The 20198-nt window shown below is 50.0% G+C and carries 17 protein-coding genes; all 17 read right to left on the bottom strand.

Features of this window, described 5'->3' with window-relative positions; genetic code table 11:
* Positions 1-7: 7 nt before the first annotated feature.
* The gene (locus B9N88_RS09985) at positions 8-865 is read right to left on the bottom strand and encodes a dTDP-4-dehydrorhamnose reductase family protein (protein WP_027604157.1); all 858 of its coding nucleotides are present in this window, start codon (positions 863-865) and stop codon (positions 8-10) included.
* 25 nt (positions 866-890) lie between these two features.
* Complete coding sequence (locus B9N88_RS09980; protein ID WP_081744392.1) at positions 891-2372, bottom strand: oligosaccharide flippase family protein; 1482 nt, start codon at positions 2370-2372, stop codon at positions 891-893.
* The gene (locus B9N88_RS09975) at positions 2369-3718 is read right to left on the bottom strand and encodes a hypothetical protein (protein WP_027604159.1); all 1350 of its coding nucleotides are present in this window, start codon (positions 3716-3718) and stop codon (positions 2369-2371) included. Before B9N88_RS09975 ends, B9N88_RS09980 begins: the two co-directional genes overlap by 4 nt.
* A gap of 53 nt (positions 3719-3771) precedes the next feature.
* Positions 3772-4980, bottom strand: coding sequence for a glycosyltransferase family 4 protein (locus B9N88_RS09970; protein ID WP_027604160.1), 1209 nt, complete (start codon positions 4978-4980; stop codon positions 3772-3774).
* A 16-nt stretch (positions 4981-4996) separates the two neighbouring features.
* Positions 4997-6106: an NAD(P)/FAD-dependent oxidoreductase gene (locus tag B9N88_RS09965; RefSeq protein WP_027604161.1), complete on the bottom strand. Its 1110-nt coding sequence runs from the start codon at positions 6104-6106 to the stop codon at positions 4997-4999.
* A 19-nt stretch (positions 6107-6125) separates the two neighbouring features.
* On the bottom strand, positions 6126-7328 hold the full coding sequence (locus tag B9N88_RS09960) for a glycosyltransferase family 4 protein (protein ID WP_027604162.1): 1203 nt from the start codon (positions 7326-7328) through the stop codon (positions 6126-6128).
* A complete protein-coding gene (asnB, locus tag B9N88_RS09955; RefSeq protein WP_027604163.1) occupies positions 7325-9208 on the bottom strand; it encodes an asparagine synthase (glutamine-hydrolyzing) in 1884 nt (627 codons plus the stop codon). Before asnB (B9N88_RS09955) ends, B9N88_RS09960 begins: the two co-directional genes overlap by 4 nt.
* A gap of 1 nt (position 9209) precedes the next feature.
* Entirely contained in the window at positions 9210-10196 is a 987-nt protein-coding gene (locus B9N88_RS09950; RefSeq protein WP_256221113.1) for a glycosyltransferase family protein, read from the bottom strand.
* Between the two features lie 163 nt (positions 10197-10359).
* A complete protein-coding gene (locus B9N88_RS09945; RefSeq protein ID WP_081744393.1) occupies positions 10360-11235 on the bottom strand; it encodes an NAD-dependent epimerase/dehydratase family protein in 876 nt (291 codons plus the stop codon).
* Positions 11219-12625 (bottom strand): oligosaccharide flippase family protein, encoded by a 1407-nt coding sequence (locus tag B9N88_RS09940; RefSeq protein WP_027604165.1) that lies wholly within the window; start codon positions 12623-12625, stop codon positions 11219-11221. The genes B9N88_RS09945 and B9N88_RS09940 overlap by 17 nt, the downstream gene beginning before the upstream one ends.
* Positions 12618-13748: a glycosyltransferase family protein gene (locus B9N88_RS09935; protein ID WP_143491249.1), complete on the bottom strand. Its 1131-nt coding sequence runs from the start codon at positions 13746-13748 to the stop codon at positions 12618-12620. Before B9N88_RS09935 ends, B9N88_RS09940 begins: the two co-directional genes overlap by 8 nt.
* A gap of 41 nt (positions 13749-13789) precedes the next feature.
* Positions 13790-14623 (bottom strand): class I SAM-dependent methyltransferase, encoded by an 834-nt coding sequence (locus B9N88_RS09930; RefSeq protein WP_081744394.1) that lies wholly within the window; start codon positions 14621-14623, stop codon positions 13790-13792.
* A 2-nt stretch (positions 14624-14625) separates the two neighbouring features.
* On the bottom strand, positions 14626-16503 hold the full coding sequence (gene asnB, locus B9N88_RS09925; protein ID WP_027604168.1) for an asparagine synthase (glutamine-hydrolyzing): 1878 nt from the start codon (positions 16501-16503) through the stop codon (positions 14626-14628).
* A gap of 74 nt (positions 16504-16577) precedes the next feature.
* Complete coding sequence (locus B9N88_RS09920; RefSeq protein ID WP_027604169.1) at positions 16578-17552, bottom strand: SDR family NAD(P)-dependent oxidoreductase; 975 nt, start codon at positions 17550-17552, stop codon at positions 16578-16580.
* A 14-nt stretch (positions 17553-17566) separates the two neighbouring features.
* Positions 17567-18658, bottom strand: coding sequence for a DegT/DnrJ/EryC1/StrS family aminotransferase (locus B9N88_RS09915; protein WP_027604170.1), 1092 nt, complete (start codon positions 18656-18658; stop codon positions 17567-17569).
* Entirely contained in the window at positions 18655-19239 is a 585-nt protein-coding gene (wbpD, locus tag B9N88_RS09910; RefSeq protein WP_027604171.1) for a UDP-2-acetamido-3-amino-2,3-dideoxy-D-glucuronate N-acetyltransferase, read from the bottom strand. Before wbpD ends, B9N88_RS09915 begins: the two co-directional genes overlap by 4 nt.
* Positions 19240-19246: 7 nt before the next feature.
* Positions 19247-20197 carry a UDP-N-acetyl-2-amino-2-deoxy-D-glucuronate oxidase gene (gene wbpB, locus B9N88_RS09905; RefSeq protein WP_027604172.1) on the bottom strand — a complete coding sequence of 317 codons (951 nt, stop codon included), beginning with the start codon at positions 20195-20197 and terminating at the stop codon, positions 19247-19249.
* Position 20198 lies beyond the last annotated feature (1 nt).

Genomic DNA, 20198 nt, shown 5'->3' with positions numbered 1-20198 from the left:
GAATTCGTTAGCGAGTGGCGTGCATCAACTCGATGAGCTGGGGCCAGGTTGGAGCTTTGTATCCAGTTGCCTGAGTGAAGCGCTCACTGTTGAGCGAGCGATCGATCACCAACGCTGCGTCTGGGCGAATCTCAATGGATTTGCCATATTGGCTGGCAATCAGTGTCAATAGATCGAGCTTGGCAATTGGATCTGCGGACACATGATACAGGCCATTGAGCTCCGGGTGCGGGAGGACGAAGTCTTTCATCACTCGGGCCAACTCAGCGGTGGGCAAACCTGAAAAAATCGCCCGGGAAAAACCTCGCGTAGTACCTTCTTGTGACAGAAACCAGTCCAACAGCGAGTGGTTGGAGTTCAGTTCGTGCCCAATGATCGAGGTACGCAAAGTGATTGCGTGAGGCAAATCGTGGAGTTCGCCGATGTACTTCGATTTACCGTAGAGGTCCTCGGCGTCCGAAATATCGCTTTCCAGATAGCCACCCTTGCCTCCGGAAAAGACACAATCGGTACTGATGTGGATGAGTCGTGCATTACTCAACGCACAGAGTCGTGCGAGTCGATGCGGCAACATGGCGTTGATTGGCAATGCGGTCAGCGGATCCTTGGCATCGGCCAGTTGCTTGATCAGCCCTACACAGTTAATTACAACGTCCGGCCGGACCTTCGCCAATACCGCGACGAGCGCATCCTGATCGAGAACATCCACGCCGGTGAGCAGGTGCGACTGGTGTTGCGGCGAAAAATTCCGCAGCGCGGTATTGCTTCGTACGGTACCCCATGTGTCGTGTTCGGCATCCCCCGAAAACACGCGGAACACTGCGTTACCGAGCATGCCAGTGACTCCAAGAACCAAAATCTTCATATCTATCCCTTAACCTCGAGCCGTCTTAACGACGCCCGGACAAACCAGACAATTTGAGTCGCAAGCGACTCAAAAGATGTTGAGCAAACAGTCGTTCATCTACGCCCATGATAAAAAAGCTGAACAACATTGCCGGCAATATCAGAATGAAATGCCACGAATAAAACTCTCTATCGTCGCGACAGAGCCAGGCAGTGACAACGACTATCAGAAAACCAGCCAGCCAATACAGAAGTTTTCGCCCCTTCAGTGCCACGCCATGACTGAGTCGCAGGCGTGATGTCAAGAATACAAGATAGAACCCATAGCTGGCGAAATACGCAAAGCCGACCCACTCAAGCCCATAGGGCAGAAGCCACAGGGACACCGACATAAAAATCATACTCCAGAGGGCCTCGGCCATCGCAAAACCTTTCATGTCGGCACGCGCGACCAGCGCCGTTGAGATAACCCAACCCAAGACCCTGACAAAATCCCCAATAAGTACCCAGCGCAATACATCAAGTGAAGGGAGAAATTCATGGCTGAACAGAACAGACACAATAAGCGGCTTCATCACCACCAGGCCGCATATAAGCGGTAGCGATATTAACAGCGCGAAATGAAATGCCTTGGCTAAGGCCGAATGTAACTCACGCCCCCCAACAACTTTGCTGAGTTCAGGTAACAGATAACTTTGTAACGATGTCAAAAACAACGCAAGATACATTGCACTGATACTCCACGCCGCATCAAACTGCCCGGCGCCCTCCAATCCATAGAGACGTACGATGTAACTTCGGACGATCAGCACACTGCCCAGCGTTAGAAACAGTGACAGTAAGGACGGTAGCGCGACTTGCAGGAATCGCACGGCTGCGCCTCGTGTCGCTCCGCTCGGCGCAATCGCTTTTATGCCTCTGAAATAACCTTGGCGTCGAACATAAAAAAAAGCGGCGATCAATCCAAGCAATGGCCCGCCGGCCAGAAAAAGAACCATGGCATTGGAGTTACCGCGAGCATAGACAAGGCCTACCGGTAACGCGACAAGCGCAGCCCCCAGGCCAGTGAGCATGGTCACTATGCTCAGTGCCCCAAATTCCATTTCGGCCGTCAGCACGCCTCGAAAGAAAAAAAGTAGTGCACCAAGGACAATCGGGATAATCAGCCAGCGAATAGCGGACGCATGCTCGCCTGCGAAAATCCAGGCGGCGATAAAATCAGCAGAAATTAAAATAGTTATTGAAAGTAAAACACTCGCGAGGATAAAAATATAGAAAGACGATATGAAAAATTGGCGCTTTGCAATCCCTTTATGGCTGCTTAGCCCTTGAACTACAGCGTTCTGGCCTCCAATGGAAGCAATGGATGAAAGCATCTGCTGCAAATGCCGCAGTATAGAGTACAGCCCTACGCCCGCAGGCCCAGCTAGCACGGCGAGTAGCTTCACCGCGACCGCACCTAGCACCAAACCAACAAACTGCCCTACGGCGGTTTTCAACGTAGACACCGCCATGCCTGGCTTCATTTATAATCACCAGTTTTACACAGAACCGGAACAACGGCTCTACGCTCAAAAAGAAGAAAGGCCAATACTACATATATAAAGAGTCCCCCACTAAGAAGCGTAGCGGTGAGCGAACTCACTGATGCCACGAAAAAACACACAATACTCGAAACCATCAATATCTGATTTCCAGAGGAAAATATGCATGCCGCGCAGAATGTGAAGATCAGGCAGTAAACCACCACTCCCGCCCACCCGAACGCAAGTTTGGCATCTACAAAAAAAGCGGTATTGGCGGCACCTGCACCTCCAGGAGACGCACCAAACTCGTAAACATAAACCATCTTCTCAAGCAGCATTTTCGGCTCACCATAAAGAAGGTGAACAAAGCTAATCGAACGGCCTAACGACAGCTTTCCATCCAACACTTCTCGATGAAAACCTAGCCAATCGTAAGCCGTTATGTAAGGGATCCATACGACTCTATTTAACAAAATAATTAGTTTTCCGGATACCTCATCTGCGTCAACCGTAACTTGTCCGACCCCAAACTGATCTTGAACCATATTCGGCAAAAAAAATCGCCCGGGGCGTCCCATCGCCTCCTGAATTGGCAGGCCTGGCGGTATTGAAACTTCCATAGGATGTTCTTCCTTGAGTACAGCATTCGCACCTTTCATTCGCGCATCCCCGACGCCGCCCATGGCAAGAAGGGTCATGGCACCAATGCTTGCAACCATTAAGAGAATAACCAAAAACGCACTCAACCATTTCCTCGAAGTAAAAAAAAACAATATACAGGGAAGAAATATAAATACCGGTGCTGCCTTTTCCAAAGACAACATCGAGAGCGCGAGCAGCGCGATTAAAAGCCAATAACGAAACTTTGAATTAAAAACAAATGCGGCAACCAGAACCAGCGGCATCACAGAGCGCCCTAAAATAAAAACCGCATATCTAAGCAAGCTCTCATACCCCTCTAATCCCGCTAGGAATTGACCGCGTGCCTGCGCAATATCCATTAATGTCCCGCCCTTCAGGGCGACCATTGCAGGCACGGCGTCCGCCAGATGAACAGCATAAAAAAGACTTGTTGCATATATACAAAATGCAACAATCGACAGGCGATACCAAACCACGCGAGAAATTCGAATGGATCTCGATATTTTCTGAGCTAAAAATAGGAATATTTGCGAAAAAAAACCATAAGAAAAAAAATAAATCAGACAAAACAACAAAATCAAGATTAAAAGCTCGATCGACTCCCGATCATGAAAAAGAACCAATCCCAGCAATGATGCAGGAAAATAAATCAATCCAATTAAAAAAACAGGAAGGGCTTTGACACTCGTGAAAAAATGGTTCAAAAAACACCTTCCTCATGATCTAAAAGGAAAAACATCTGCAAGCACTACAGCACTTATGACAGAAGGCGAACCAAATTGTTCACTTGGGACGGCATGTCAAAATTCGCATCAAAATAATCTCGCCCCGATTTCCCCATAGCCTCACGCTCGGCGACACCGAGAGCCTGCAGACGACGAATGTTTTCAACAAGAGGCAAGGCCTCCCCGGCTGCTGATGTCAACCCCGCGCCCGCCTCTGACACGACCCGCGCGCCCTCACCATTAATGCTGGCAAGAATTGGTCGACCTGCTGCCAAATATGCCTGGATCTTGCTCGGAACTGTTTGTGCAAACGCTTCGTTATCATTGAGCGAAACCAGCAATGCAGATGATTTCTCAAAAATTTTCGGCATCGCTTGCGGCACAAATCGCCCAGCCAGGATAAGGTTATTCAAGCCTAGAGCCTGCTGCTGTGACTGGAGCCACTCCAGGCGACTTCCGCTGCCCACGAGAACCAATCGGATTTGCGCATCCTCGCGCAAATGCAAGGCAGCCTCCACTAGAGTATCCAGAGCCTGAGCAGTACCCAGGTTACCCGCAAAAACCACACAGAAATACTGTTCCAGCAATGCGCTCAGTTCAGGAGGAACAGGAACCGCGTCCGCAGACGAATTTGCATCTATCGAGTTAGGGTAATAAATGATTTTATCGGGATCAGCATAGCGCGAAACCGGTTCAAAAAAGGCACGCGACTGCACCAACAAAATATCGCAGCAACGATAGATACCTTTAACCAGCCATCCAACAGCCTTGAGAGCATGAGGATTGCTGATAAAACCGGTAGCCTTGAGGCTCTCCGGCCACAGATCCTGTACCCACAGAGCAAGTTTTGCTCTCTTCAGCCACTTCAATGGAATCGCCGGAATAGCCTGTAAGACGGGTGACGGAGCGAACACCAAAATTGCATCAAACTCACGCTTGCGCAACATCCAAGGCAGAAACAACAAACCAGCCAAAACAAACGAAAGATAATTGAATATCAGGTTTTTCGCCCCGCCCTTACCTCGCGGCCACAGCGGTACTCTAAACACATCAATTTTGCCGAGATAACGTTCGTATTGGATGCCTTTGGCACTGTAGCCTTCGAAAATCCTGCCATCCGGGTAGTTGGGTTTTCCTGTAGCCACGACGATGTCATGACCCTGCTCATCGAGGGTCCGCACAATGTCGTTGATAATAAAACTTTCAGGCCAAAAGTATTGGGATAGAACGAGAATCTTCATAAGTAATCAGGAGAACTCAATCAATGATTCTGACAACATGATCGGCGATAGCAAGACTAGCAGTCAGCCCTGGGGATTCTATCCCGTAAAGGTTGATGAGCCCGCGCAGGCCATGGGTTTGTGAACACTGTATAAGAAAATCTTCCGCCGGCTGTCCCGGTCCTGAAAGTTTGGGGCGAATACCGCAGTAACCCGGCGTCAGGCGCTGCGGATCAAGCTTCGGAAAATAGCGTTGGATCGCCACCGCGAAATCGCTTCTGAGGTATTCTTCCACCTGATAGTCGACTGTGTCGGTCCAGGCGACGTCCGGCCCGAATCGCACCTGCCCCCCCATATCGATCGTGGCGTGCACTCCGAGGCCCGCCGTATTCATCTCTGGCATCGGGTAGATCAGACGTGTAAACGGTGAACGCCCACTGTAGGAAAAATAACGCCCCCGACACCATTGGGTTGTCGGTACATGACGCGCCTCAAGGCCGTCGATGTATGACGCGAGCTTACTGGAAAATATCCCTGCCGCGTTTATCACTCGCTGCACGCCTACGGAGAATGACTCGCCGCAGCTTTCACCCTCCGCCAGCCATTCCTCACCATTGCGTTGCAGACGGTTGACCCGAGTCTCCAGCGCAAGATCGGTACCATGTCGCTGCGCGTCACCGAGCAGGGAGAGCAAATATGCGTGGCTATCAATAATGCCAGTATCCACAGACATCAGGGCAGCAACACCGGAGACTGCAGGCTCTATCCGACGAAGCTGTGCCGCAGTCACTTCTTGCAAAGAATCAACACCTGACTTTTTTGCATTGTCCTGAAGGGCATCAAGCGCAGCGATTTCATCCGGGCTCACCGCCACGAGCAGCTTGCCAATCCGCCGATGCTCTACTTGATGGTCTACGCACCAGCGATACAATAAATCGCGCCCCTCTACGCACAGGCGTGCCTTCAACGAACCGGGTGAGTAGTAGATACCAGCGTGAATGACTTCCGAGTTGCGGCTGGAGGTATGCGAGCCAATCCATCGTTCAGCCTCGACCACCAGCACACGCTGCCCGGAACGCGCCAGACGAGAAGCACAGGCCAACCCGATGACACCGGCGCCGATAACGAGACAATCATAAGAACTCATAGTGAGTGCCTTGTAAGAATCAGGATCTGGAAAGTAGACGCACGTAGACGTCGTACATCAGCTGCGCGTTGACTTCGATCGCGAAGTTTTCCTCTGCCCACTGGCGAGCCTGGCGACCAAGGGTCTGACGCAAGCCGTGGTCTTCTGCCAGACGCTGCAGGGCATCGGCAAGCAGAGCCGGGTCGGGCCGCGGGATCGCTAACCCGGTGATCTCGTGCAGCAGCGCGTCCGACACAGGATTTGTCACGGCTACAACGCTGGGGATCGAATAGAACGCAGCCTCGAATACCGGCCGCCCCGCCGCATCCAGATGAGAGGGAAAGCATAGAATGTCGAGTTGTGGGTAAAGCGACCTGACGTCGCCAATAAAGCCCAGCATACGAACATGCTTCTGCAAACCGTAGTCATCGATCATCCGTTCCACATTGGCTCGCACATCATCAGCAAAACCCAACTTACGAAGCACCCAGGCCTTCATCCCGGAGAGCTTGCGGGCATTTTCTCCAGCTATCAGGCACTCGATATCAACGTTACGTGCCTTTAGGATACGCATCGCCTCAATCAACTCGTAGATACCCTTGAGCGGAATCAAAACACCGAGGAACCCAACGCGCACAGGCTCTTCGGCATTTCGCGACGAGGGGACCAGGGCTTCGCTTTCGATCCCGAGACCGTTGTGCACGATGCTCAAGGGCAAGTCCGACGCCAGCGTTGCTGCGACGGTATGATCAATCGGCACGACAGCCTCGGCATAACGTCTCAACCAGGCGTTGACCAGCTTGGTACGAAAACCAGAGCCTGGAGCGCGCTGCAGAGATCGCACATGTACCAACATCGGCACACGCAGCAGCCATTTGGCCAGAATGGCCAAAGGCAGCAATGTCACTTCGTTGACATGCAACAAATCGAACTTTTCATGGCGCAAGCGCCAGATCGCCGTCAATGAAAACGGTAAAAGTAAGAGCTCCCGCAACAAAATAATCCAGCGTAGCCGGCGATAGTGGCTAAAACGCGTATTGTCGAACTGGCTAAGCCCCCTGACCGTGCGTACGTCCATACCGGCTTTGACAAAAGCCTCGCACACCGGACCATCCGGCGTCAGTACCGTGCCCTGTACACCCAGTGCATGCAAACGGGTGAACAGCTCGATAAGGCTCTTTGACGCGCCACCGAATGCAGCGACTGGATGCAGGTAAAGTATCCGTAGTGGTAACTTACTCATCGCAAACTACCGTACCAGCGTGCAAAATTGACCCAGCGCCAGACCTGCCACGTATAGGGCCGACGGCCCGAAACCACTGCATCGAAATGCTCGAGCAGTTTGGCCTGGTCAAGAAAGGGTAGCCCCAGATCCTCTTCCAGCCAGGGACGAAGTGTCTCCGCCATGCCCATCAGCCATTGCTGCTCGGGCGTCGCAAAGCCGATCTTGTCGCGACGATGCAGGACCTCCGCCGGCACGATCCCACGCAACGCCGAGCGCAGCAGGTGCTTGGTCTCACCATCCGGGGAAACCAGATATTCCTCTGGCAAGGACAGCATGAAGTCGGACAGGTTTGTGGTCAGGAACGGTACGCGGCTTTCCACCGAGAAACGCATCGAGTTGCGATCACCATGGCGAAGCAGGCCGAGCAAACCGCGCGTGTTCAACGAGGCTGCCAACGCGCTCATCATGCGGCGCCCCGGTATTTGTTGGGATGACGCATGCTTGGGGAAGCCGAGATGAACACCGCTTTCGCGCAACGGGCCCGGACGGATCCAGGCAGGGCAATTGTCCATACCGTTAAGCCCGCGCAACAGATCGTGCAGGCCGCCCTCGCTGTACTCGCCAACAACCCGTTTCAGGCCTTCCAGACGGCTGCGCCCCGGCCATTGCGACCATTGATTCAAGAAGCTCCAGGCTTCGCGCCATTGTCCGTTGTCCAGCAGGCTGCGAATACGTTGCCCCGCATATCCGCTGTACCCTCCCTGATTCTCATCGGCGCCCTGCCCTTCCAGGGTGACAGTAATGCCCTGTTCCTTGGCCTTCTTGAACACGCGATATTGGGCATAGATGCTGGTACTGCCAAACGGTTCGCCCTGCGCGGTAATCAGGTCTTCGAGATCGGCTGCCAACTCGTCCCCGGAAACAATCACCTTGTGCGACTTGGCACCGACGTGGGTGTTGATCTTGTCTACCCAGCTTTCTTCGCTGACCACGCTGCCCCGGGCAATATAGCTGAACGTGTTTATATCCGAATCCGGCTCAAGGTAGCGCATGGCGCAGACAATCGCAGAAGAATCGACACCTCCAGACAAGGCGGCACCGACCGGCACATCGCTACGCAAGTGCAGGCGCACGTTGTCGAGAAACATCTCGCGCAACTGATCGCTGGCGCTGGCAAAGCTTATGGATTGGGTTTGTACGATGGACGGCGTCCACCAGGGCTTGGGACTGGACACCTTGAGCATGGCGAGGTCGACTGTCAGCAACTGCCCAGGAAGCAGGCTGACCACGCCTTCGATGAAACTCTCCTGCCCGAAGTCGTATTCGCCATGCACCAGATAATCGTATGCACGTTGCCAGTTGAGCGTTGAGCGTTGCCCCTTCAGGGCTCGCAGGGCCGGGAGCTCGGAGCCGAAGATGAAAGCGCCATCCTCCAACGCATAGAAGAATGGTTTGATGCCAAAGGCATCGCGAACACAGGTCAGTGAATCTTCTTGGCGATCAAATACCACGAAGGCAAACATGCCCTTGAGCCGAGGTAGCGCAGCTTTACCCCACTGGCTCCACGCAGCCAGCAACACCTCAGTGTCCGAACGCGTGCGAAAGCATGCCCCAAGAACCTCCAGCTCTGCTCGCAACTCGATGTAGTTATAGATTTCGCCGTTGAATACCAGCCCGAAACGTTGATCAGCGGAATACATCGGCTGCTGACCCGAAGCGGAAAGGTCAATGATGGCAAGCCGAGTGTGACCAAGTACGACCGTGCCAGAGCCTAACGGGTGACGATCGAAGCCTTGATGATCCGGGCCTCGGAGATGCATCGCAGCCAGAGCGCCATTGACCCGGTGTTCTAGCTCCACAGGTGTAGCCCGCCAAAATCCTCCTGTAATTCCACACATCCTATTTGGCGACCTCTGCAATAAAATGCTGCGTTTTTTCGTATTCGTCCTTGATCTCGCGAGCAATACTCAGGGGGTCATGCCAGCGTTCAACGAATGCCCGGCTTCGCTTGCCCAAGGCGACAAGCGTCTCACGCGGCATCTGCAGCAAATTGCGCAAAGCGTCCTCTACCGTAGTGGGAGTAATCTGAAGAAAGGGCAGATCCGCTTTCATTTCAGGCGGAATGAACCCCAGGTCCTCATCCCGAATGTACACAAGCACTGGCTTGCCAAGTGCCATCAACTCCACCGCCAAACCGCCGTACCAACCAGCGAACAGCTGGTCTACCAGAACGTCTGCCGACTCATATATTTTCCGCGCTTCGGTGTTGCTCATACCTTCGACCAGCAGCAACTCGAACTCGAAGCCTTGAGCACGCAATCTCTCCAGCCCATGGAGAATAAGATCCGAACCTTTAACCTTCCGGTTACTTGGTGCATGCACGATTCGCAAAGGCCGGTTCTGATCTTGGGTATATGAAGGCACCCACTCATCCAGAAAGACAAGAGAGTAGGGAGTGAAACGTGCGCTCTCAGGAAGCACATGCAACAAATCCGGGTTCACCGAGTAAACCTGATGGGCGATACTCGAAAGCAATTTGATGTTGCGCCGCTTAAAGGCATCGGAAGCCGCGCAGTAGTAGCCTTCGTCTACCTGGCTGGCAATATTGATAGCGAAATGTTCGCGGCTGTAATCGCCCTGACGTGCATCATCGCCTTGGTAGGTGATAAACACAGCCTTGCCAAGCATACGAATGTAGGCGATTTCCAAGCGCTGCAGTGCGCGCAAGTAGCCGGCATAAAAAAGGCGCAGGAAGCCTTTAGTACCCTGACGCGGACTGAAACTGAAAGCATAAGCGTTTGCCAGCGTGGTCCCAGCATTGTAATGGATTACATCGAAACGAGGGAGCAAGAATAGAATTGCCCCGATACGCTTCAGCTCTCGCATTACTAAACTTTGGCCTGGGCGATGTAGTTCTATATCGGCCGGATAGGCTAGGTAGTTCTGCGACACAACCAGGGAACAACTACGCACCCCCAACATCCGCAAGGCTCGACTGAGCGCTTGCGGGTTGCCGCCCACTGAACTGGGGGCATGAAGAACTTTTAGGTTACTCACTAACGACTCGATCGACGACGCTTTCGAATGAATGATGCATCCGTCCAAATTTTTCTTCCAAGCGAGAGGAGTCAACCATAAAATTGACAGGAGCTGAATCAAGGACGTTGAAGACAGGTGCCCGACCGATTGTAGTGCCAATCACATCACAAACTTCTCGCAAGCTAACGACACTTGGGCCTGCAACGTTCAAAACACCTGAATATTCAGAATCTACGACAGAGGAAACCAGGTCTGCGGCATCACCTACATACAAAGGGCAAAATGAAAACCCATTTTCACCTGCCAAATTGATGGGATCTCCATTTTTTATACTGGAGACCAGCCTAGGCATAAGCATGGACCCTTCCTGACCTTCTCCATAGATGAAGAAAAACCGCAAGATCGCTACATTCATAACGCTTTTATAAGCGCCTAGTATTAGTTCCGCCGAAATCTTAGAGGCGGGATATATACTTGATGCCTCGCAATCCAGTATTGGAGATTTTTCGGTAAGGGCACAATCAATCGGCTTATACACTCCACCAGTAGATGCATATACAAACTGTTTGCAGCCAACACGCTGCGCATAATCCACAAGCTTGAGGGTAGCAATCGAATTTACCGCGAACACATCCATCGAACCCGAAGGAAACTCTCTGAATCGTCGAGATTGTGCAAGATGCACAACTGCATCTACCTTGGCTGGCAGGTGGTCGCAAAAATCAGGATCTGTGAGGTCCAATTGTATATTAGTGACAGACGGCAATTGAGGCAGGTTTCTACCCACACTGTAAACATCCCAACCGTCAGGAACTGATGACGCGAGCGCCCGTCCTAACAACCCCCCCCCACCGGTCAACAAAACGGTTTTATGCAGCCTGGACATAACGCCTCCCAACTTTTATAGAAAAAATAGCCACAAGCAAAAACGCACATAACAAAAATAAGACTTTACTCAACCACAAGTCGTTCAATTTAAACACAAACAGCGCCGAAAAACCGAACATCACCAACACCATCCCTCCAGAAAATAACAAATCAACAACCCTAAACTTCATGGGAGACAGCTTCTGTGAAAACACAAAATAAAAAACCGTCAAAATAAAAACACTACAGAAGTTAGAAATAATTGCTCCAAAGAAATAAAATCTTGGTATCAAATACAAATTAAGAATAAAGCTGAATAGGGCGACCCCCCATGTCATCCAAGCAAAATAGTAAGTTTTTCTGGATAGAGAAATACCAATAGCAGTAAAGCTGGTTGTCGACTGAACGACACACGCGAAAGAAAGAACAAATATCCCCGGCACAACATTGCCATATTTTTCGGCGAAGAACATGTGAACAAAATCACCAGAAAAAACAGAAACCCCGGCAGCTAATAAAGACATCAACAACGTAAAAACAAGAAGAACTTCCCCGTAAATGGAGGAGTAATCCCATGGCCGAGACTCCTTTAGTTTAAAAACCAGCGGGGCCCAAGCTTGCCCAAATGCTAACGAGAGGAAGCCAACTAAAAATGAGATACGGACTGAAAAAGCATAATCCCCTACCGAATCAAGCCCGACCATAGAGGCAAGCATCCAGCGATCAAGCGAAGAAAACACCCAGCTTCCAAAGCCTACAAAAATAAACGGGATACCATAACGGAGCATTTTCCTCGCCAGCTCCGAATCAAAACCTTTAAACATAAAATCACGAAGCCAATATGAAAGAGAAACTGCAACAATGAAAAGAGCCAAAGCGTATCCATACAGATAACCCTCGACGCCAAAACCCGCTATGACAAAGGCAAGAGAAACAATAGCTGCGACACCTTTTGAAAAAAGGCTAGCCATCAAGTAACGAAATGGCTGAAAACGCAAACGGAAAATATCCTGAATTAACTGAGTAAAGCCAAGCATAGAGGCAATAGCAAATGCCAAAATAAAAACACTGACCGGATAATCTTGCCCAAAAAACAAATAAACAAGTAACAAGAGGAAAAAAGCAAAAAATTGCCATATCAGAAAAACTGTCAACCCTGTAGAGAGCCGAACGACCTCCGACACACCTGCAAACTCATCTCTTGAATAATAAAAAGCTTGAAGTGCATTTGAAAGACCTGAAGAACATAGAATGCACAGCAAAGCAATAGCAACTACGTACGTTTCAATCAGGCCGTAATCTTGCTTAACCAAAGCACTGGCGAGAAATAAAAAACAACCAAAGGCTATAACTCGAGAAAGAAACTCTCCCATCCCATAGATAAAGAAACTTCGTAAAACGCTATACATTACCTCTTACCTCAAGCTTTTCATTGATAGCGTTAAACATCGTACCGATAGCATCCAACGAATGATGCTTTTCAACATATAGTCGGCCACGCGCGCCTATCGCTCGCAGTTCCAACCGATCAACAACAAGTTTTTCAATAATCTGATCTAAATCTTTAGGAGAACATTTTATAAGTGGAAGTTCGTCGCGCTCAAGTAACCCAGCTCTAATGTAGAGCTCTTCAAGATCATCCCGTACGTAACAAAGAACAGGCTTACCTAAAGCCATTGCCTCGATAGCAAACATTGCATACCAGCCAATCACCAGCTGGTCCGCGACGATATCGCAATCGCTGATCATCCTTTTCAACTCAGCATTAGGAACTCCTTGAACCATGACAAGTTCGACGTCATGCCCCATATTCTTCAAGCGCTCAACCGCGATTTTAAAAAAGTGAGTACCTTTGATATTTTTATGATTCGGCGCATGAAGTATTCTCACAGGCCCAGTGGTATTAACTTCACCCCCAGGGGCCCAGCGATCCAAATCAATAGAGAAATGAGAGATACATAACGTATCCCAATGCTGCATGTAATCCACCCAATCACAACCAGAAATCACATGATCCGCATAGAGAGACCACATCCAAACTTTGCACCGAATCATCATACGGCGACGAAAGTGCTTTGGATAATCTTGATCCACTACGTGTTTGAAATATAACTCTCCACTTTTCTGCATATCTTGAACGTCACCACCGTAAGGCATAACTACCACCTTTACACCAGCAAGACGATACAAAAATGGTTCTAAAACCCACAGAACCCTAGCAGCATATAAACCACCGCCATTGAAATAGATATAAATTACTTTATAACGAAAAATAGAAAAAAAGTAGGGGAGAAAACTCAGCCGAATTGCACGAGAGATAAGCTTGTTAGAACTTATTAGCTTTACATCAAACTCATTGGTAATAAAATACAAAGAATCAACAAAAGTCTCCGCCTGCCATCCTTTTGACCTCAAAGCCTTTGCATGATAAACATTATTAATTAAAGGCTCTGGCCCCAAGCCTATTCCTATTGGCTTAGGAGTAAACCTCGCCAACAAAGCAGCAAAAAACACAAATGGAAGTAGAAACATCTCCCATAGAACCAGTATTAGATTTTTTAAAAGCCTGACCATTACTGCATTTTCTCAAAAGATAGAAAAACTTCCATTTTCGACTTTGACTCTGATTGAACGAGCTTAAAGCCGCCCTTCGAAAATAGTTTTATTATTTTCTCCGGAGTTTCAAAAAAGCTATGAAATGGATCAACACCACCGGGAGGGACACCCAAAACGGTCCAGTTCGGGTAAACATAGTATTTATCTACCGAGTAACCCTTTTTCCAGGAATTTAGACGACGACGCAGCCAGTCTTTACACCATTGAGTAAAGCTCATACTGCGATCACTCATCCAGACGACAACTCGCCCCCCCTTTTTCAAAACTCTATTGCTTTCCGCTACAGTTTTTTTGAGATTGCACACGTGATCCATACTAGTCGCAAACACAACGGTATCGACCGCAGAGGAAACCAATGGAATATATTCGCTACAAGCAACCAATCGAAGTCCGACGAAAGAGTCATCGTCTATTGGATCAAGACCAATAAACTTTGTATACTTAACATTATCAAAATCCAGATAACCAGGGCGAGCCATAACGCCGCAGCCAACATCAAGAATTACGCCACCAGCGCTATTGGAACCCAGAAACGCACGAAACCCCGCCACATCATCTCTATCTGGAAGAGAAATAGAACCTTCCTGAAGAAACTGATAGCTTATATACCCATTATTATTGAGAACTTTATTTAAAAGATAATCTTTCCGGTAGTTATCGAATAATTTTTTATCAAAATTCGATCTAACATAATTTTCCGAAAAAGAATATTTCTCACCACATTTCGAGCATTCAGCATCGCCTTTCACATCGACCGGAAGAGCAGAACTACAACCAATACACTGAAGCATAATCAAGCCCCAAAAGCATCTAAATATTTATCAAAAGAGATAAGCGACCAAATAAGTAGACGTTTATTCTCCTTACCTGAAAAGTGCTGCTCGGCCAAACCCGAAACGCCTTTAAAATCCATATACTTATAAATAGGCGAGCTTGGCGCCAACTTCGCCTTTATAAATTCAATACTCTCACCTCTAAACCACGATGCATCCGGCGCAGAGAAACCTTGTTTTTCTGCCTTTGCAATATCAGCAGGGATATGCGAACTCATTACATCCCGCAATATCTGCTTGCCATCTTTTGTCTTCGAAAAATAGTTTTCGGTCTTATGACCAACCTGGTTTTCATCCTGACGAACAACCCCTTGAAGGTTATTCAACTTCAGATGGACCGGGCAACGCATAGCAAAATCAACCAAATCGTTATCCAGAAATGGCACTCGACTTTCGAGACCATGGGCCATGCTGAGCTTATCCTCCACGACTAGTAAGCCATGGAGGAATGTCTTAGCCTCGAAATACAACGAATGGTTGATATAATCTTCAGGCGTATATAGATTATCCGCATGATGTTTGAATACGTCACGGAATATATCCCGTGTCGAGACGTGTTTAACATCATCCCATATAGGTGCGAACACTTGTTTGATCTGATCATTTGGGATTAACCGCTGCCAGAACTGATAGTACTTGTCGATATATTGTTCGAAGTCATCATTGACGACAGCCCGGTAGTATCGCCACGGATATCCACCAAATAGTTCATCCCCTCCGGCGCCGGACATCACGACCTTGACAAACTTTGATGCGAGTTGCGCAGCATAGTAGTTAGGATAACTCTGGCCCACTCTTGGTTCTTCAAGGTGCCAGGCTAACTTCGGCAAAACTCTTTCCATATCCCCGGCCTTTAAGACCATCTCATAGTGCTCAGTCTTGAAGTGATAGGACATGTATTCAGCTTTGCTACGCTCATCGAACCCCATCTCTATGCCTGAGGCGGAGTTCAGGTCGAAACCGCAAGTGAATGTCTTCATATAAGGATACGATTTGGCAGCAATAGCCGTAATCGATCCCGAATCCATGCCGCCACTAAGATAGCTACCAAGCTCTACATCGGTTACCAACTGACGGTTTACGGCCTGTTTGAACAGACGATCAAGCTCCTCGCGATACTCTTCATCACTGGCTTTATTCTTCGGCTCGCGAAAGTCATAGTCCCAGTATTGAGTAAATTGCAGCGTTGGTGACTTGCGCTTTAGATCCATAACAGCGAAATGACCAGCCGGCATCAGCTTTACATCATTAAGTAGAGTCTTGTCGGTGAAGATGTTCTGGAACGTGAAGTACTCCAGCAGAGCCTCCTTATCCAGACTGCGGCGAAATTCAGGAATGGCAAGAATCGCTTTTTGCTCGGAACCAAACGCCAAGGTCTGACCTTGCATGGAATAGTACAGAGGCTTAATTCCATAGCGATCGCGGGCGAGCAGCAAGGTTTGCTCCTGCCTATCCCATAGTGCCAGACCGAACATGCCATTAAATCGCTCAAGCGCTTTCACGCCCCACGCGATCAGCGCGTTGAGAACAACTTCGCTATCCGTCCGGGAACGGAACTGATAACCCAGCGTTTCGAGCTCCGTGCGCAACTCGCGGTAGTTATAGACTTCACCGTTATAAACCATTAGAAATCGCTGAGAAATCGAAGCGATAGGTTGGTGACCTGCCGGCGACAGGTCAATAATTGCCAAGCGTCGATGGCCGAGACCAACATTGCCCTCGATCCAATGCCCTTCACCATCAGGTCCTCGATGGGCAATGGCGTCGGTCATTCGCTGCAAAACTGCAGGCGATACCGGGTTATTATCAAGGTGTATCAGTCCGGCGATACCACACATCAGGTCAAAACTCCAATTAAAACTTAGCGAGTAACGTTAAAACTCATAGTCCTACTTGAAAAAGACTACTCAACTCACCCCTCGCCGTGCGCTTCACGCCAATCAACCAGCTTCTGCAAGCCTTCCTGCAGTTCGTACTTGTAGGTGAAACCGAGATCTTCTGCTGCTTTTTTCGGGCAGCCGATGCGGTTTTGCACCATGCGGCGCGCGTCGTCTGCGCTGTAAGGGCGATATTCGACAACCAGATCGGACTTCTTCAGATCCAAGATACCGTCGCACAGTTGCTTGATGCTGGTTTGGACACCCGTGCCGACGTTGTAGAACTGATCGGTAACTTCAGCCTCAAGCGCCAGCACGTTGCAACGAGCAACGTCTTCCACATAGATGAAGTCGTAAGCCTGAGTGCCGTCACCGTTGATAACAGGGCCTTCGTTGGCGTCGATCTTGTTCAGCATGATCGGGATAACACCGGTGTAGGCGGCTGTCTGATCCTGGTGCGGACCATAGACGTTCATGTAGCGCAGGCCGACAAAGCTCAGGCCGAAGCGGTCGTGGTAGGCGTGGCACATGGCTTCACCTGCAATCTTGGTGGCGCCGTAGAAGTTTCGGTTGTTGAACGGATGCTCCTCGGTCATTGGCACCTGCACCGCGTCACCATAAACGGAGGCGGAGGAGGAATACACCAGACGCTTGATGTTGTTTTGAACACAAGCCTCAAGTACGTTGAAAGTACCCTCGATGTTCACGTGAAAAGCTGTTCGGGGGAAGTCTTTACAGTGCAGAAGCCACATGGCGGCGAGATGAATTACGCCATCCATGCCTTTCATGGCATCGTTCAGCAAGTCTATTTCGCGTACGTCACCGCCATTAGCGTAGAGGCTGCAACGTGGGTCTTTCAGCTGTTCAGCGATGTTGCTGACCTTTCCACGAGCGAAGTTGTCGTAGATAACAACTTTCTCAGCACCAGCCTTCAGCAATTCTGAAACCACGAAACTACCGATGAAACCAGCGCCACCAATAACCAGAACTTTAGAACCTTGAACCTTCATGCAACGTACTCCATTCAAATGTGGGTGGCGGCCGATAGCGACTCACATATAAGTTGCTGGTCGGCCAGACCAATATAGGGATGCATTGGCAAGCTCATTACCCGTGTGGCAATGGTGTCACCGATAGGCAAATGTGCATGATCATCCTTGACCGCCGGCTGGCGGTTCAACGGAATCGGATAGTGGACTGCTGTAGGAACACCCGCTTGCTTCAGGCGGTCCTGGACGGTGTTGCGCTCTTCGACTTGAACGGTGTATTGGGCCCAGGCGCTGGTGTTGTGCGCTTCGACATAAGGAGCGGCAATTCGCGTCTCGTCGAGAAGCGTCGCGTAGCGGTCGGCCACCTGCTGACGCAGTTGGAGTTCTTCTTCGAAGATCTCCAGCTTGGGAAGCAATATTGCTGCCTGAAGCGTATCAAGACGGCTGTTCACACCGACGCGGATGTGGTGGTAACGACGATCCTGGCCGTGACGAGCGATCTGACGTAACAGCTTGGCAAGCTCATCATCGTTGGTGAAAATCGCGCCACCATCGCCGTAACAACCCAACGGCTTGCTCGGGAAAAAACTGGCACACGCTATAGTAGTTAGATTGCAGGAGCGCCTACCTTTATACGTTGCACCAAAACTCTGCGCCGCATCCTCTATCACGGGAATACCGTGCTTGGAAGCGATGGCATTAATGGCGTCAAAATCCGCACATTGCCCATAGAGTGATACTGGAATGATCGCTTTGGTGCGCGACGTGATCGCAGCTTCCAACTTGGTCGCATCTAGATTGTAAGTACGCGGGTCAACATCAACATAGACCGGCTTGGCGCCCAGTAATGCTACAGTTTCTGCGGTTGCGATATACGTGAAGCCCGGAGTGATTACTTCATCTCCCGCGCCTACACCCAAGGCCATCTGGGCAATCTGCAGCGCGTCGGTGCCATTGGCGCACGTTATGCAGTGTTTAGCACCGACAAATGTGGAGAGGCGCTCTTCCAGCTCCGACACTTCAGGCCCAAGAATGTATTGCCCATGAGCCAAAACGCGCTGGATACCAGCATCGATTTTGTCCTTGATTCTGGCTTGCTGGATTTTCAGATCAATAAACTCGATCACCGCACGACCTCCTTGACCAGCGCTTTACCCCTTAATACGTAGCGAGCACCACTGTGCTCGCAAATCGCAATTCCATCGCCTTCCAGCGGCAAGTCCAATTGCTCGCCAAACTCACTCATCCAGCCGACTTGGCGTGCAGGCACACCCACTACAAGAGCATAGGCAGGCACAGACTTGTTGATCACTGCGCCAGCACCAACAAAAGCGTAATCGCCGATGGTGACACCACAGACAATGGTGCAGTTGGCACCCAAGGTGGCGCCTTTTTTGACCAGGGTATCTCGGTACTCACTCTTGCGCTCGATCAGCGAACGTGGGTTGTATACATTGGTAAACACCATGCTCGGTCCGCAGAACACGCCTTCTTCCAGCGTGACATTGTCGTACACCGACACGTTGTTCTGGATCTTGCAGTTATCACCAATGACCACTTTGTTACCGACAAAGACATTCTGCCCAAGAGAGACGCCTTTGCCGATACGGGCACCACCGCACACATGCACGAAATGCCAAACCCGCGACTCATCACCAATCTGCGCACCGTCATCGACGATAGCGGAAGGATGGACCTGATAATTCATGCCTGCCTCAGCGACTCAGAGTTGCAAGGAAAGGGTGGCCCTCGTCATTTTGCGGTGTAACGATGACGGACGAACGAATGGTATTCACGGTTTCTACACAGTGACGGGCATCTTGGATGCCATAACCACGGCCTGCGAGGATTTCCCGGTAGCTGGTGGTGTGCAGGTCAGTAAAACCTTCGGAAAACTCTATTTCATCACCATCTACCGTAATGGAGCGGTAGGTAGGTTTTTTGCCCTTGACCGACTCCGGCAAATCATCGGCATCAATCGATAGGAACCAACGCACACGGGCTTTTTCATACTCCAGATAACCAGCGGCTTTATAATCATTGGCATAGTGCACAACATTACGTTGGAGCTTGCCGAAGATGAAATGCAGCATGTCGTAGAAGTGCACCCCGATATTGGTCGCGACTCCATAAGACTTGCGCGGATCCCCCTTCCAACTTTCCATGTACCACTTGCCGCGCGAGGTTATGTAGGTGAGTTCTACGTCGTACTTGCCGTCACGAGCTTCACGGGCAACCTTTTCCTTGAGGTCAAGAATGGCTTGGTGGTGCCTTAATTGCAGAATATTGTAGACACGCTTGCCTGTTTCGCGTTCGACCTGAGCCAGTTCGTCCAGAATCGCAGGCGTGGGTACCAATGGCTTCTCGCAAATCACATCGCAGCCAAGACGTAAGCCGGCTGCGATGTGCGAATGATGCAGATAGTTGGGCGAGCAGACCGCGACGTAATCCAGCGCGGTAGCTGGATCACGCTTAAGCTGCCACGCGTGCTCGATGAAACGCTCGAACTCGGTAAAGAACTCACTCTGCGGAGACAGGTTGTCGATAATCCCTACGGAGTCATTGATGTCATAAGCGGACACCAGCTCATTGGCCGTGTCTTTGATTGCGCGCATGTGCCGCGGGGCGATATAGCCGGCGGCGCCGATAAGGGCGAAACGTTTCAAA

The sequence above is a fragment of the Pseudomonas sp. LAMO17WK12:I1 genome, from assembly GCF_900177315.1.
Classification (GTDB): domain Bacteria; phylum Pseudomonadota; class Gammaproteobacteria; order Pseudomonadales; family Pseudomonadaceae; genus Aquipseudomonas; species Aquipseudomonas marginalis.
Note: the sequence above shows the minus strand (reverse complement) of the source record. Positions and strands in the feature narration are given on the sequence as shown.

Bases quoted from the DNA above. Each gene is read 5' to 3' on its own strand.
- B9N88_RS09985 (WP_027604157.1), bottom strand. From the start codon at position 865: ATGAAGATTTTGGTTCTTGGAGTCACTGGCATGCTCGGTAACGCAGTG.
- B9N88_RS09980 (WP_081744392.1), bottom strand. From the start codon at position 2,372: ATGAAGCCAGGCATGGCGGTGTCTACGTTGAAAACCGCCGTAGGGCAG.
- B9N88_RS09970 (WP_027604160.1), bottom strand. From the start codon at position 4,980: ATGAAGATTCTCGTTCTATCCCAATACTTTTGGCCTGAAAGTTTTATT.
- B9N88_RS09965 (WP_027604161.1), bottom strand. From the start codon at position 6,106: ATGAGTTCTTATGATTGTCTCGTTATCGGCGCCGGTGTCATCGGGTTG.
- B9N88_RS09960 (WP_027604162.1), bottom strand. From the start codon at position 7,328: ATGAGTAAGTTACCACTACGGATACTTTACCTGCATCCAGTCGCTGCA.
- asnB (WP_027604163.1), bottom strand. From the start codon at position 9,208: ATGTGTGGAATTACAGGAGGATTTTGGCGGGCTACACCTGTGGAGCTA.
- B9N88_RS09950 (WP_256221113.1), bottom strand. From the start codon at position 10,196: ATGCGAGAGCTGAAGCGTATCGGGGCAATTCTATTCTTGCTCCCTCGT.
- B9N88_RS09945 (WP_081744393.1), bottom strand. From the start codon at position 11,235: ATGTCCAGGCTGCATAAAACCGTTTTGTTGACCGGTGGGGGGGGGTTG.
- B9N88_RS09940 (WP_027604165.1), bottom strand. From the start codon at position 12,625: ATGTATAGCGTTTTACGAAGTTTCTTTATCTATGGGATGGGAGAGTTT.
- B9N88_RS09935 (WP_143491249.1), bottom strand. From the start codon at position 13,748: ATGTTTCTACTTCCATTTGTGTTTTTTGCTGCTTTGTTGGCGAGGTTT.
- B9N88_RS09930 (WP_081744394.1), bottom strand. From the start codon at position 14,623: ATGCTTCAGTGTATTGGTTGTAGTTCTGCTCTTCCGGTCGATGTGAAA.
- asnB (WP_027604168.1), bottom strand. From the start codon at position 16,503: ATGTGTGGTATCGCCGGACTGATACACCTTGATAATAACCCGGTATCG.
- B9N88_RS09920 (WP_027604169.1), bottom strand. From the start codon at position 17,552: ATGAAGGTTCAAGGTTCTAAAGTTCTGGTTATTGGTGGCGCTGGTTTC.
- wbpD (WP_027604171.1), bottom strand. From the start codon at position 19,239: ATGAATTATCAGGTCCATCCTTCCGCTATCGTCGATGACGGTGCGCAG.